This is a genomic window from Mycoplana sp. BE70 (assembly GCF_031455855.1).
Taxonomy (GTDB): Bacteria; Pseudomonadota; Alphaproteobacteria; order Rhizobiales; family Rhizobiaceae; genus Mycoplana.
This window is the reverse complement of record NZ_JAVDTM010000015.1, coordinates 15,001-27,848: the sequence shown is the minus strand read 5'-3', so window position 1 is coordinate 27,848 and position 12,848 is coordinate 15,001. Positions and strand designations below refer to the sequence as shown.

Below are 12,848 nucleotides of genomic sequence, written 5' to 3'. Positions count from 1 at the left end.
TAGACCCTACAAACAAGGATAGCACACATGGCATTCCAGGTTCTCACTTCCGATTCGATCGGTACAGGTGTTCGCATCACTCTTGCAAACGAGGACGATCTTTACATCGGCCGTGACATCACGGTCGCTCGAACTGATGACACGAATGGACTCGACCTAACGATCGTCGGCACGGGCAGCCAGCATAGGGTCGACGTCGCCGGCACCGTGCTTGGTCCGAGAATCGTAATCAAGCTGGGTGATGCGCAGGAAGATTTTGGGAACATCGTGAGCATCGCGGCAAGCGGCGTTGTGAGGGGCTACGAATTCGCCTCAACCGGTATTTGGATGGAAGGACGAGAAAACCAACTGATCAACGCCGGCGATGTGTGGACGTCGAACGTAGGCGTGATGATGTACTCCTACGGAGATACCACATCAACGATCACAAACTCCGGCACGATCGCGGGCAAGAGTTTTGGCGTGACCAGACCCAATCAAGCCAGTGTCAATGGCATCATTTCACTCGTCAACAGTGGAACCATTTCCGGAAAAGTTGCCTCCTATGACGGATTGCCGACCATAGCGAAGGATCTGGTCACGAATACCGGCCACATGATCGGCAACATCTATCTCGGCGGCGGAATGGACGTTTACGATGGCACGAATGGAAGGCTATCGGGCGAAGTCTATGGCGGAGAAGGAAACGACGAGATCCGCGGCGGAAGCGACAATGACAGGTTTTACGGTGAAGCTGGCGCCGACAAGCTCTATGGCGGCAGCGGCAACGACATGCTTGATGGCGGGGCAGACCGGGATTTCCTATATGGCGGAGCGGGCAACGATACGTTCGTCGTCGTCAATGCCGGCGACAAGGTGATCGAGAACGCCAGCGAAGGCACTGACCTCGTACTGGCTTCGGTCAGCTTTACCCTCGCGGCAAATGTCGAAAGACTGACGTTGACCGGCACGACAAAGATCAACGGTACCGGCAACAATTTGGCCAACGTTCTCATCGGCAACACCGCCGACAACGTGCTCGACGGCAAGGCTGGCGCGGACAAGATGCAGGGTGGGAAGGGCAACGACACCTATGTCGTCGACAACCGCGGCGACGCCGTGGTGGAGAAGGCGGATGAAGGCATCGATTTCATCAAGGCTTCGGTCAGCTACACCCTTGGGGCGAACATCGAAAATCTGACGCTGACGGGAACGGGAAACCTCAGCGGCACTGGCAATACCCTTGCCAATGTCATGAAAGGGTCTAGCGGCAACAACACGCTGAAAGGCGAGGCCGGCAACGACACGATTTATGGCGGCGTCGGCGCAGACAAGCTCTATGGCGGGCTGGGCGCCGATACCTTCGTCTTCACATCGATAGCCGATTCCACAGTCGCCTCGTCCGGTCGCGATACGATCTACGATTTCAGTCGCGCCCAGAAGGACAAGATCGACCTCAAGGCGATCGACGCCAGCGCGAAGGCCGGCGGCGACCAAGCCTTTACCTTCATTGGCAAGGAGACTTTCCACAAGAAGGCCGGTGAACTGCGCTATGAGATCAAGTCGGGCAACACGTTCATCCAGGGCGATGTGAACGGCGATGGAAAGGCCGATTTCTCGATCACGCTCGACCTCAACCTAGCGATGAGTAAGTCGGACTTCATCCTTTGACCTGGGTCTCCCAAACGAAGCCGCTGGCCGATATGGAGATCAGCAGCTCAGGTCCAAATCTTCGAAGGCCGAAACAGCGGCGGGCGAGTGACCAGGGGCGAGAACGCCATGCATGATCTCGTCTGTGAATCGGCCGTGACGGCGAAGATCCCGTCTTTTTCTACCGATAAGTTGATGTCGACCAGATCGCCTGATTCAATCCATCGACTATCGCGATTCCCGTGGGCGATTTCCTCGTTAACGCTGATGCAGGTTGCGTCTGGAAAGCAATAGCAGAGTTCTGGCCCCGGTCGCGTCCCTGGCTCAAGGGCAGCCCGCTGGGAGTCAGGGAACTCGCAACGATCCATTCGTATTCATTCGAAATCGCTTCTTAAGCTTCCGATGCCGCGCCGGCGGCGCTCAAAACCAGTGGTTCTATTTCCTCCGGGTCCGTCAGCAATGACGACTGACAAGGGAAGACATTCGATAGTAGGGCGCGCAAAGTAGTAACCTTGCATCAGATTTATACCAAGGTCTCTCAGTGCGTCCATTTCTTGCCTTGTTTCAATACCCTCGGCGATCACCACCGTATGCAGTCGGCTGCAGACGTCATGAATGGCTGACATAATGGACCGCCGCCGGTTGTCCGACTCGATGCCTCGGATCAGGCTCATGTCGACCTTCAGGATATCCGGCATGAACTCCAGAAGTGCGGCAATGCAACTGTAGCCCACACCAAAGTCGTCATAAGCGATCCGTGCACCCCGCCTTTTGCACGCAATGATTTGCTCTTTCGCACCGCATATGTTGTCAATCGCCTTGCGCTCGGAAATCTCAAAGACGAGCTTCTCCTCGGCAAACCCGCTGCAGCGGGCATCATCTAGCGTCGAGAGTAGTCCATGGCAGGCGTGACCGACGGTTTCTGATGAAATGTTCACGCTCAAGCAAGCAGACAGATTGAGGCGCTGCGCCAGCTGCACGGCTCGCTTACGACACTCGGCGTCGAATGCCTGGATATCCGAAGCGCGCACCTCAGCCAAGATCGTCGAGGCAGCTTCGCCATTCAGACCGCGAACCAGAGCTTCATAAGCATAAGGTCTTGTTCCGGCTGCGAGGTCAACAATCGGTTGAAATGCTATGGTAAACTTGCACTCTCGGTGATGTTCTTCGAGCATATTAATCCCAACTGCCTCGCCAAGCTCGCTCTTTCGGATCGCCAGTGCGTGGCGAACGGCTTCTGTGTATTCTCACGTCAGTCGAGCCTGATCACTCCTCAGGAATGGTGCTGAATGAAATCAACACTCGGCGCTTCAAGGCCACTCGCTATTCCACTGACAATGGACCTTTGCGCCCCGTGGGTCTCCCGTCGGGATCCAATCCATATTTACGGTAGAATGCTGCCTGATCCTTCGCGAGTTGGGCTTCCATTCTGGCGTCGGCCTGCCTGCGCTGAGCTTCTCGCATGGCAAGGCCCGCAGGTGTGGTCACCAGACTGGCGGCTCCCGTGGGGTCCCACGCCGCCGGCATGCTCATGACCGCCTGCGCCGTTCCGACAGCGGCAGCTTCCGCATTGAGCTGCTTTTCCAGGGCACGGGTCTCGTCGGAAAAGACAGCATCGTCGAAACTCGAGGGAGTGCTTTGACAAGCTGCAAGCCCAGTGAGGCTTATAATCCCCACAACCGCACGTAACACGATGAGGCACGCAAGGTTGCCTTCGGCAATGTCGCGTGGCCTGTTTCGAAATCGGGATAGTCTTGTTCGCATGGTCCCACCCAGCTGACTGTCCGGGCGGTGCTAGCATGGTCAATCCGCCGGCACCCTCTGTAAACGCAGGGGGAGCCGTCGCGAAGGCTGCTCGAAAACGAGCCAACTGTAACAGGTGCGCTTTCGGTCGTGTCGGTCGAATATCATTCAGATCAGGTAGAGACATCCGCGCCGCCTCGAGCAAGCCGCCATAACTTTCCTCGACAATGGCGCCGTAGCCACAGGCACGGGAGTAGTGTTGCGCGCGAGCGATGACGATTTGCCTAGTCTCGTCGACAATCTCCTCCTGCTCGCCACTGACAAAGAACTCGCGCTCGCTATCGTGGCAAGGATCGAGCTGCCATGTGGATGAAGCTCGGGAAGAAGGGTTTCCCGCGCATTGATCCGCTGCACGATGGAAGGCCGGTTCCGCTGGTGCGACGCCTCTACGATGGGTATTTTGATATCATGGCGGGCTTCAACGTTGCAGACCAGACGGCGAAGAGAATATGCGCGTTTGGTGGAGACCAAGAAAGCGTCACCGGGAAAGCCAACCGCGCTCGGATTTGCTTGGTAAGCAGCAAAACGTATCTCGATTCATGCTGGACCACCCGGATTGCACAACCACGGATGTCGTTCCCAATGCGGGCGATCACACGGAACAGACGGAACAGCTCGCCAAGCAGGGCGCCCTCGAAGAAGCGAGCAAAAACGCTCAGTATGCGGCAATGGGTCGTAACTGACGAAGGCGCGCCGAATCAAGCGCATCGATTGGGACTACGGGAAACGCTAATGTCTAAGAAGACCAAACACGAACATTCGGAACTCTCCGGCGAATTCACCGAAGACGGCATCACCGTGTTGGTCGACATTTTTCGTCCGGCCGGCACGAACCACGATTGGCGGATGGAGGTGATCACCCAAGACAAAGATGTCATTGAGTGGGAAGAGCCATTCGCGACCGACCGGGAGGCATTCGACGAGTTTTTGGCAACTGTTGCCCGAGACGGGATCCGATCGTTTTTGGAGGACGATGAGCCGTCTGTACATTGATGGTCGCTCCACGCTCCCAGAGGGCGTCGAGACAGTCGGTCGTCTACCTGCTGGCTTAACCGGCCTCATTCGACAATAAGCAGCCGCTGCTTGCTTCATGCGCGCGCGAACATCCGGGCAGCTAGCGTGTTCTGCCGGGGCCGCGACTGGCGACCTTCTTCTTTGGCACTGGCAATAGCCCTTCGCGCTCCATTTTCTTTCGGGCCAACTTGCGAGAGCGACGGATGGCCTCTGCCTTTTCGCGTGCACGTTTTTCGGAGGGTTTCTCATAGGCGCTCCGCGCCCGCATTGAGGATCGTTCCGGCAGTGACTTCGGCGAGCGCTATTTCATAGAGAGCCGCCGGACCGAGGCGGAGCGCGGCCATCTCGAAGTATTTCGCATCCCAGGCCACGGCACGGAAAATCCGCCGTATCTGCGGACCTCGAGAAAGCAAGCCGAGAAACTGAGTGCTTACTCCGCAGAACGCGTGAGATCCCACACCAAAATCGCAGAATCGCGTCTGCAAGAAAAGCTACGATCACGCTACTAGAGCAGCGGACTTTCGCTCCGAATCTACCGAAAAGCACGACTTGACTCCCTGCAACAACGTGACAGTTTGCACGCGACGCGTGGGTGCCCTTCAACAGGGCGCGCTTCACAGATTGCATAAGAGGAAGCACGATGCCGGATGATGATGCCATCCTTTCCGCTGGCGCGGTCGCCCTGTCAGCTGCGGCAACCGTCTCATCTTTGATCCTTCACCTGCGGCACATTGATGCGATCGACGAGCAATCTGAGTGCCAAATCTACAAGCAAGCGCTGACGATGCTCGAACAGGGCCAAGGCGATGATAGTAGTGGCGTCTTTGACGCCGCGTGCGAACTGCTCGAATCCCAGCTGAGAGCAGTCATTCCATGACCGTTGGGCTCCTCCTCGATCAGGACGTAGAGGATGCGCTTGCTCAAGCGTGCGGTGACTTCAAGTGGAAGCGCGAGTACGCGATCGCGCTCATCATCAGGGAGTGGTTGGAGGAGAGCGGCTATTTAATGATCCGCGACCCCGATCCGGACGGCTTGAGCCAGAACGAAGCCTGAAGTGGAGAGATGTCTTGGAAAACGGCCACGAGCGCGGATCGCTCTACTACCTGATCGTGGGCGAGAATTCGAACACCAATGAAGGCATGGCCCGAATGCTCTCGGTGATTGCAGTCCTCATCGTGGGGTTCGGAACGGTCTTTTGGGCGCTGATCGGCTGACGTAACTTCAGCCACTGCCCGCCTTAGTTTGTTCCGCCGGATCCGTCAGACGCAACAACTAAAGGGACGCGATTCCTAGAAGGTAACTAGCACCCGCTTCGGCGGGTTTCTTTTTCTGATCAACCGTACCGAAATCGCGGAATCAGACCTTCCCAGGCATTAGACCAAAGTCGTAGATGAGGCAGCTGGTTACTCCCAGCTTCCCCGCGTCACCGTGAGCCAAGCGTGACGCTCCTTGCCCCGCCACCGTGCGGGGCATTTTTACCTCGCCCGTTTTTACAAGTTTTTCATCCTATGAGCGCACTCTAACTTCAGGCGCGGGACGTAGAGAGTACGCGCGTCCTCCCAAGGCTAACTCGCCCGCTCCGGCGGGCTTCCTTTTGTCGGCGCCAGGCCACTACTCAGAGGCACCTTCCGGGGGAAGCGCGCTTAAGGTCATCAGCTTCAGCCATCGCCAACGAAAGCAGATAGACCAGCATGGCCGAACGCGAGCTCTCTTTCGTTTCCTCTTCTGCAAGCTTAATCAGTTCCGCAAGCGTTCTTGCGATGTGGTCGATGTTCTTCGGCTGCATGCCCCTCTCTCCTGCCGCCCCAGTGACTTTGCGGTGCCAAATCCCAAGGACCCTTGGCTTTCGTCCTGCCTTCCTCGCTCTGGCCTCACACGGCTTATCAAAGCGACCCTGCCACACTCCGGGCTTTGCGTCCTGTGCGGCCACGATAGCCGACAAAACGGCGGTATCGATCGCGCTCGACGTGTTCGCACCGACGTCGGACGTGACGCTGCAAGGAATTTCTCAAGGGCTGTGGCCGCATGTTGACCGCATCGATACGGATTGCCGGCGGCGTCCTCGCACACCTGCCAACTCTCAGGGGCATCGATCCCATTGAATCTGATCCGCTCGCCAGCGATCTCGATCGTGTCGCCGTCGATGACCGTGGCGCGACCAATGATCGGCTCTACAGCAAGAGCGGAGCCGACGCATGCGAGCAGCGACGCGCCGACCAGGATCAACTTTCCCTTGTGCATAAACGTTCGCTCGGAGGCATGCCGCACTGTTTGGCGAGGTTCTTTTTGCTGGCGCACTGGCCTGTCTTTTTAATGCGCCAGCCGGGCCCGCCCCGGCATCCACAATAGTTGCACTTGCCAACCGTCATCACATACCCATCGCTCGGCAAATCAACTGAAAAAGGCATCAAACAAACGACCAAAGCAATTGCCAGATGCATCGTTCTCCCCCACTCGCAATCCGGGCATAGGGGCAAATGCACCCGCCATAGTCAAGTCTCCTGAAGCGTCTTCACTGGAGACCGTCTTCTCGATGTTCGCAGCGTCGCTGCTCAACGGGACGGCCTTCCGGGCTTGGTGGGGATAACGGCGAAGCTGCACAGACCGCGACTGGACAACCGATGAGCTTTTAACGAGCATGGGCTCAGGAACTCGATGGGATGTCGCATGGAGGGCCATGTTTTTCACAAAAGTTGCCAGCGTGGTTGCCTGGCTCGCGCTAATAGGTGGCGCTCTTCAGCTCTTTCTCGGTTACGGTATCGCCACCGAGGCGTTCGGCCCATATGACTTGGCACTCAAACGCTATGCGCCGGGAGCAACCGGTTCCGGAAAGATTATCGATCGTGGATTCTATACGGTCATTTTCGCCATTGCCTTCGGGACGCTTGCGGAGATCAGCCGGTCGGTTCAACGAGCCGGCCGGTCTCCCTCCCAAGAATAACGCCACCCTCTCGATCCGGCCGGCGCCGGGAACCGTCACACCGCTCGCCCGTTGTTGCTTGCAAGCAACGGGAGGCACAAATGGCTGACACGCTCGAAGAGCTGAGCCTGGAAGAAGTCCGATGGCTCAAGCGCATAGCGGACGGTCGCATTCATGTCGTCCCGACGGTGGTGGCTGAGCGCCTGGAGTCCCTTGGCCTTGCCGACCAAGTTCCACCTAAGGCCGAAGAGATCGCGGTCGAACTGGAGCTAGAGTCGCTAGGAACAAGGATCAACGATGCTGGATTGCGGCTTCTGGAGTCGCAGGAGTAGCCCGCCCTAGCCATCTGACCTTGTTATCGTCCAACAACTCACCCCAAACGGTCCCGCAGCCAGGCTCCGATCGTCGGCCCTAAGCCGTCATGAAAGGCTGCCGCACGTTCAGAGCGGTTCCGGTCAAAGCTCTCCCGCTGGCTTGCGACGCGCGTCATATAGTGGTCAAGGTCCGGGATCTCGATGAAGGATGCGGAGATTGACCTAGCCGCATTGACCACCTCGGCAATCGCAACATGCTCATCCGCGCTGGTGAGATAGTCTGCACTGCCGTAGACGAGTAGTGTGTCGACCTTCAAGCTCGCCCATAGAGCTGGCAAGTCCAGCGCGGCGATCTGCTGTAGATAGGCATCAGCAGTGGGGATTTGCATGTCCTCTTCACATTGGGGACGCAACCGGAGGATTTCCTCCCTCGCTTGCCGCTCGATCAAGAGCCGATGCATGCACCATTGCTTGAGTTGCATCTGACGTCCCAGCACCTCGGGTGCAGTTCCCGCAAGTCGCAATTGGCGTCTACGGTTGATCAACTCGTATTCGAACCATGTCGTCCCGACGGTCTCCATTGCGACAATTCCTCTGACTGGGACTTGTTTTGCTACGAGAGGACCAACGATGCCTCCAATGCTGTGCCCGACGATAAAGACCGCGTCAGGGTCGACATATGGCTTGCGCTTCAATTCGTTCAGGCCGGCGATGTATCCACCTGTTTCTGCATCAAGATCGACCGTCGCACACGGCGGCCCCTCACTGTCGCCCATCCCGCTTTTCTCGACCCGCATCGTAACAAAGCCCTGTCGCGTCAGCGAGGAAAGCAACTGACGGTAGACCTCCTGGTCATCGAGCGGCGACTCCATGCTGTAACAGCCGATGCCCCCAACGAACAAAATCGCAGGATGCTTTGCCGTCTTTGGCGGACGCGTCGTGATCGTACGCCGCATGGTGCCGTCTACTGCCACAGCCTCATATATCGTCTCGAAGTCGCTCGACGTCTCTTGTGGCAGACCAATCAAGGGGACTTTTTTTGAAATCGGATTTCCGTCACGCAACAGGTCGATGTTGAGAACATAGCCAGCGCGTTTGGGCTTTATCGCCGCAATCACGTCTTCCTGCGCGCTGATTTCCTTGCCGTCGATCGAGACTACCACATCGTCAGGCCTCAAGTCGGCGGCAGCCGCACTGGAGTTTTCGATCACACGATCCACGCGAACTGAAGGCCCACTGGACCCGGTTTCGGTCTTCATCGCAATGCCCAAAAAAGGGCGGCGCGCCAGTTCCTTGGCTTCTGCCGTCGAAACGAACGACAGGAACGAAGCCACCATCAAGACAACTACTCGTAGCATGCACTTTCCTCGCTCTATGCAGTAAAAGTAGAACGAAGAAGGCGCTCGATTTATTTTCCTTTGCATGTGTGAGCCGGCCGTGAGGCGATCTCGCAGCCTTGACTCATTGCACTCGGAGTGAGAACATATAGGGAACAAAACGGAGTTCTTATTGTGAGCAACACCGATACAGTCATCGCCAAAGCTCTCGCGGAAGTCGCCGCCTCCCGTGCATTGCGCGAACGCATCCATGCTCGCCGGCAGGAAATGCAGAAGCAGACCGAAGCTCCGCCGCCGGTTTACGTTCTGCGCAAGGGCACGCAACTGCGGCTGCCCCTCCAATGAACGCCGCCCTCGCAGAAGAACAACCGCCCCAGGACGAGGCGGCCGCTATCCTTGCCCTGCATAATGGCGACGCTCTCGAGGCAATCCGCACGCTCCTCGCCGAACGGGACGCGATTGAGGAGAAGTTGAAGATTGCCGCGATAGCGATGGGGCACGGCTTCGCCAGGGGTTGGCGCACAACATTGCCCGGTAAATATGTCGGCGAAGGGTGAACGCGATCGGGGCAACTTTCCCACCGCTGGCGCTGACTCGACGCATCGGCGCTCGAATGCTTCCATGGGTAGCAATCGGGAGGACGGCATGTATCAGTGGAATGAGACGCGGGCGAATCGCGATCACTCTGGCGGCTGGCCACGATGATCACGGCCAGCCTCGTCTCAGTCGGGATTCCGATGGCCATCGTGATTGTCGCTCTCAGCTACTAGGAGGCGAAGGCCGATCACAACGCACCTCCACCCCATCTGGGGAACCTCGCGGTGTGCCGATGCACGAGATACTTGTGCCGCTGTTTGCGTCACTCCTCGACCGTCGGGACAGCAGTGGCGGGAGGAAATAGCAACCCATTCGCATGCCGGTTCCTTTCGGCTGGTGGACGAACGAAACCCCGCCTCCGGGTGACAGACTGGCGACGGGGTTGGCTATGCTTGGTTAGGAACAAGGCTCGCTGGCTCACCCCTTAAGAGATGTGTTGCAGAGACTCCAGAAGCCACCACCTTTTTGGATCCACTTCAGGTCGCCTAAAGTGCCGTCGTCCTTGTTTTTATGGTAGCTGTCGACGCAGGTATGCAGCCGGCCCTTCGACGGGGGCTCACTGGCGTACTTCATATCGATCGATTTTGGGAAAACCACGCCCTTGGGAGCCTTCATAGTAGCTTTTGCAGGCTCTTTGTCACTGGTCGCTGCGACTGCCTTGTCGTCCGCGGCATCCTCTGCCGCCGCGTCGGCGCCACAGAACTTGGCGCGATAGTCATTCCATTTCATATTCTTGGCGGAACCGTCGGTCTTGGCCGCCTGGTACTTGGTGCTGCACTCTTTCATCGTCAATGCCGATGCGGGCGGAGCGAAGGTAGTTGCGGCCAACAGCGCAAATGAAGATAGTAAAACGATGCGGTACATCGAATAATCCTCCTTGCTGGTTACCCCCTCGGAGAAAATATCCGACTCGGAAAATCAGTTGTCAATGAAGCCGTTTTGCGGCTGCAGCTAAGCCCCACCATTGCTGACGGAGGTCGGATACTTGCCTGCCTAAAGGCTTACGGATAAATCTGCCCGTCACCCCTTCGGCGCGCGCTTACTCCACGCTGTCGCATCTCGTACTGAAAACCGAAACCTATGAACGACAAAATCCTCGACACTCTGACAGGCATGTACTTCACGCTCGACGCCGCGGACGGCACCTATGGCACTGGCCAGATCATTCGTCTCGCCACCGATGGCGTGTATCTCGTTCGCTTCGACGGTAACGAGGTGACGCTACCCCTGGAACTCGTATCCATCGGAGAGATGCTGGAGACCACCGAAGAGGAGTACCGGCTCTGGCGGTTCTTCGACACGATCGAAGAACGAGATAAATGGATCGAATGGCTAGATGCGCCGTCCAAGCCGAGGGTCATTACACTCGTCAGGCCAACCAAGTAGCTGGCGGCATGGATGGCTTGTGTCTAGCAACGGCGGACGCTACCGCCTTGCGGCATCTCAAAGTATTTCGCATCCCAATCGCGAATTCGCCACACGCAATGGTGTGAGGGGTTGATCGAGCGGTGCCGAGTGGATCGCAGTCAGGCAAGTAGCCAGCACTGTTTTAGCCGATGCTTTACTCCAGCGTGCATCCTGTCACAGTCGTCGCTACCTTGGAGGGATTAATATGGATCGTCCGGAAAGTGAAAGCACGCTCATCCCAATGCTGCTCTGAAGGAGGATCCCCAACAACGGCAGCTCGAAATGCCTGCTGGTTTTCCGCTCCGGTCTGGCCGGTCGAGCACCGCTATCTTGCAGCAAAGATCACCAGTTCCGTCAGTGCTTCTTGTGCGACTGCTGGAATCCACCCACGTCGTACTGAGACACGCTTTTCGGATTCTTGGAATTCTGAGGCTGCTGGCCCGCGTAGTGTGTCCCAACGTTAATCAGTGAGGGGAGACGTTTCATGGTGCTCTCCCAAAGCATGTGGTTTCAGGAGTACCGCTCACGCCGTTGCGACGTCAGCGACCGGCGCATTATGATACCTGGGACTGTTTCTAGCCATCGCACAACGCCAGTACTCGCACATCTGTGAAGCGACTTGAAGCGTAGGGCAACCATAGATATGCGGCTGCCTCCCGCCGCCAAAGACCATGGTTGGACGGAATTCGTCACGGTGGTGATATGGCGGCGCCAAGTCGCGGCGAAAGGCTGTCCCAACTTAGGATCTGCGACTTCACGGCGAACAGTCGGCGAACTGTTGGAGCACACTCAGGAACACTCGTTCCTGCTTACGTCAAATGGGTGAGGCGCCGCTGGCTGTGTCTGGCAATGGCGGACGCTGCCGAGCGACCGAGTGAGTTGTAAGCGCGCATACGTCGCGCTATGTGTCCAATTCAATTGGGGACTGGGGGAGCATTCCATGGCTAAGATTACTGTGCACGCCAGCTACGGGCTGGATGTGAGAGAACTTGACTTCAGCAGCATCTACTACGGATACACATACACGCGTTCCAGCTCGCTCTTTCGGGCGGATTACGGAAGCGGTTATGCCGATGAATTTCGTGGTTCCGGCTTTAGGTACAACTCCTATGGGGAACCGACTGCAGGGACAGTAACGAGCTATGCTGGCTTTGTGGCAGGAACCAGAGCTTTCACGGTTGACGGAGCGAGCATATCCGCGACGAACATAGTGAAGGCTGCCAACACTTACTCTACCAGCGACGACCTGTCAGTGATCGCAAGCGCGCTGAAGGGGAGCGATAGCTTCAAAGGCGGAAACGGCCGCGACTATGTCAAACTGTACGGCGGTAACGACACCCTACTTGGAAACGGTGGCGATGACTTCCTTTTTGGCGGCAGCGGCAACGACAAGATCACAGGCGGCCTTGGACGTGATCGCCTGTATGGGGAAAGCGGCAGCGATACCTTCATCTACAAGTCGGTGAAGGAGAGCACCGTGTCTTCGACAGGTCGTGATACGATCTATGACTTCACGAGCGCGGACACCATCCACCTGTCAGCAATTGACGCCAACGCCAAGGTATCGGGCAATCAGGAGTTCAGTTTCATTGGCACCAAGGCATTCAGCGGAAAGGCTGGCCAGCTTCGCTACGACAAGAAAGCCTCGGACACATACATCTATGGGGATGTGAATGGGGACAAGAAGGCCGACTTTGCAATCCATCTCGATGACGCGGTCACTCTGACCAAGGGTGACTTCCTCCTCTAGCAGTGGCGTTGCGACTTGTATTCAGAAGGTCGGGGAAACCCGGCCTTCTTTGTTGTCTGAAAATCCCTTTCCCACGA

17 protein-coding genes and 2 pseudogenes are annotated in these 12,848 nt (G+C 57.1%); 12 read left to right on the top strand and 7 right to left on the bottom strand.

All coding sequences use genetic code 11. The features are described 5' to 3' along the window. The first annotated feature begins 27 nt into the window (after positions 1-27). Positions 28-1,650, top strand: a complete 1,623-nt coding sequence (locus tag J2Y48_RS22450) for a calcium-binding protein (protein WP_310422859.1) — start codon at positions 28-30, stop codon at positions 1,648-1,650. A 125-nt stretch (positions 1,651-1,775) separates the two neighbouring features. Here the strand turns inward: J2Y48_RS22450 and J2Y48_RS22445 are convergent. Both J2Y48_RS22445 and J2Y48_RS22440 read right to left on the bottom strand, forming a co-directional pair. After that, positions 1,776-1,955, bottom strand: a pseudogene (locus J2Y48_RS22445) (type I methionyl aminopeptidase); the annotation flags it as partial. Between the two features lie 48 nt (positions 1,956-2,003). Further along, the gene (locus tag J2Y48_RS22440) at positions 2,004-2,804 is read right to left on the bottom strand and encodes an EAL domain-containing protein (RefSeq protein ID WP_310422855.1); all 801 of its coding nucleotides are present in this window, start codon (positions 2,802-2,804) and stop codon (positions 2,004-2,006) included. A 1,360-nt stretch (positions 2,805-4,164) separates the two neighbouring features. Between J2Y48_RS22440 and J2Y48_RS22435 the strand changes: the two genes are divergently transcribed. Further along, positions 4,165-4,425: a hypothetical protein gene (locus tag J2Y48_RS22435; protein ID WP_310423152.1), complete on the top strand. Its 261-nt coding sequence runs from the start codon at positions 4,165-4,167 to the stop codon at positions 4,423-4,425. Positions 4,426-4,546: 121 nt separating this feature from the next. On the opposite strand, the pseudogene J2Y48_RS22430 reads toward J2Y48_RS22435, so the two are convergent. Then, a pseudogene (locus J2Y48_RS22430) lies at positions 4,547-4,714 on the bottom strand (30S ribosomal protein S21); the annotation flags it as partial. Beyond that, the gene (locus J2Y48_RS22425) at positions 4,692-4,817 is read right to left on the bottom strand and encodes a hypothetical protein (protein WP_310422852.1); all 126 of its coding nucleotides are present in this window, start codon (positions 4,815-4,817) and stop codon (positions 4,692-4,694) included. The pseudogene J2Y48_RS22430 and the gene J2Y48_RS22425, both read right to left, overlap by 23 nt. Positions 4,818-5,086: 269 nt before the next feature. On the opposite strand from J2Y48_RS22425, the gene J2Y48_RS22420 reads away from it, so the two are divergent. Genes J2Y48_RS22420 through J2Y48_RS22410 form a run of 3 tightly spaced genes read left to right on the top strand, consistent with a single transcriptional unit; the run spans position 5,087 to position 5,660 of the window. Continuing rightward, positions 5,087-5,323 (top strand): hypothetical protein, encoded by a 237-nt coding sequence (locus J2Y48_RS22420; protein ID WP_310422849.1) that lies wholly within the window; start codon positions 5,087-5,089, stop codon positions 5,321-5,323. After that, positions 5,320-5,499, top strand: coding sequence for a hypothetical protein (locus tag J2Y48_RS22415; RefSeq protein WP_310422847.1), 180 nt, complete (start codon positions 5,320-5,322; stop codon positions 5,497-5,499). Before J2Y48_RS22420 ends, J2Y48_RS22415 begins: the two co-directional genes overlap by 4 nt. Positions 5,500-5,513: 14 nt before the next feature. Next, a complete protein-coding gene (locus tag J2Y48_RS22410; RefSeq protein WP_310422844.1) occupies positions 5,514-5,660 on the top strand; it encodes a hypothetical protein in 147 nt (48 codons plus the stop codon). A gap of 401 nt (positions 5,661-6,061) precedes the next feature. On the opposite strand, the gene J2Y48_RS22405 is transcribed toward J2Y48_RS22410, so the two are convergent. After that, positions 6,062-6,232: a hypothetical protein gene (locus tag J2Y48_RS22405; protein WP_310423175.1), complete on the bottom strand. Its 171-nt coding sequence runs from the start codon at positions 6,230-6,232 to the stop codon at positions 6,062-6,064. A 239-nt stretch (positions 6,233-6,471) separates the two neighbouring features. On the opposite strand from J2Y48_RS22405, the gene J2Y48_RS22395 reads away from it, so the two are divergent. From J2Y48_RS22395 to J2Y48_RS22385, 3 genes are all read left to right on the top strand, one after another. Next, positions 6,472-6,795: a hypothetical protein gene (locus J2Y48_RS22395; protein ID WP_310423172.1), complete on the top strand. Its 324-nt coding sequence runs from the start codon at positions 6,472-6,474 to the stop codon at positions 6,793-6,795. 328 nt (positions 6,796-7,123) lie between these two features. Further along, a complete protein-coding gene (locus J2Y48_RS22390) occupies positions 7,124-7,387 on the top strand; it encodes a hypothetical protein (RefSeq protein WP_310422841.1) in 264 nt (87 codons plus the stop codon). Positions 7,388-7,467: 80 nt separating this feature from the next. Beyond that, positions 7,468-7,698, top strand: a complete 231-nt coding sequence (locus tag J2Y48_RS22385; protein WP_310422837.1) for a hypothetical protein — start codon at positions 7,468-7,470, stop codon at positions 7,696-7,698. A gap of 38 nt (positions 7,699-7,736) precedes the next feature. On the opposite strand, the gene J2Y48_RS22380 is transcribed toward J2Y48_RS22385, so the two are convergent. After that, positions 7,737-9,038, bottom strand: coding sequence for an alpha/beta fold hydrolase (locus J2Y48_RS22380; protein ID WP_310422834.1), 1,302 nt, complete (start codon positions 9,036-9,038; stop codon positions 7,737-7,739). A gap of 153 nt (positions 9,039-9,191) precedes the next feature. Between J2Y48_RS22380 and J2Y48_RS22375 the strand changes: the two genes are divergently transcribed. Further along, entirely contained in the window at positions 9,192-9,362 is a 171-nt protein-coding gene (locus J2Y48_RS22375; RefSeq protein WP_310422831.1) for a hypothetical protein, read from the top strand. Further along, a complete protein-coding gene (locus J2Y48_RS22370; protein ID WP_310422828.1) occupies positions 9,359-9,574 on the top strand; it encodes a hypothetical protein in 216 nt (71 codons plus the stop codon). The genes J2Y48_RS22375 and J2Y48_RS22370 overlap by 4 nt, the downstream gene beginning before the upstream one ends. 457 nt (positions 9,575-10,031) lie before the next feature. Here J2Y48_RS22370 and J2Y48_RS22365 read toward each other — a convergent pair whose 3' ends face one another. Next, positions 10,032-10,478 carry a hypothetical protein gene (locus J2Y48_RS22365; RefSeq protein WP_310422824.1) on the bottom strand — a complete coding sequence of 149 codons (447 nt, stop codon included), beginning with the start codon at positions 10,476-10,478 and terminating at the stop codon, positions 10,032-10,034. A gap of 216 nt (positions 10,479-10,694) precedes the next feature. On the opposite strand from J2Y48_RS22365, the gene J2Y48_RS22360 reads away from it, so the two are divergent. Continuing rightward, the gene (locus tag J2Y48_RS22360; protein ID WP_310422821.1) at positions 10,695-11,000 is read left to right on the top strand and encodes a hypothetical protein; all 306 of its coding nucleotides are present in this window, start codon (positions 10,695-10,697) and stop codon (positions 10,998-11,000) included. Positions 11,001-11,961: 961 nt separating this feature from the next. Continuing rightward, entirely contained in the window at positions 11,962-12,771 is an 810-nt protein-coding gene (locus J2Y48_RS22355; protein WP_310422818.1) for a M10 family metallopeptidase C-terminal domain-containing protein, read from the top strand. Positions 12,772-12,848 lie beyond the last annotated feature (77 nt).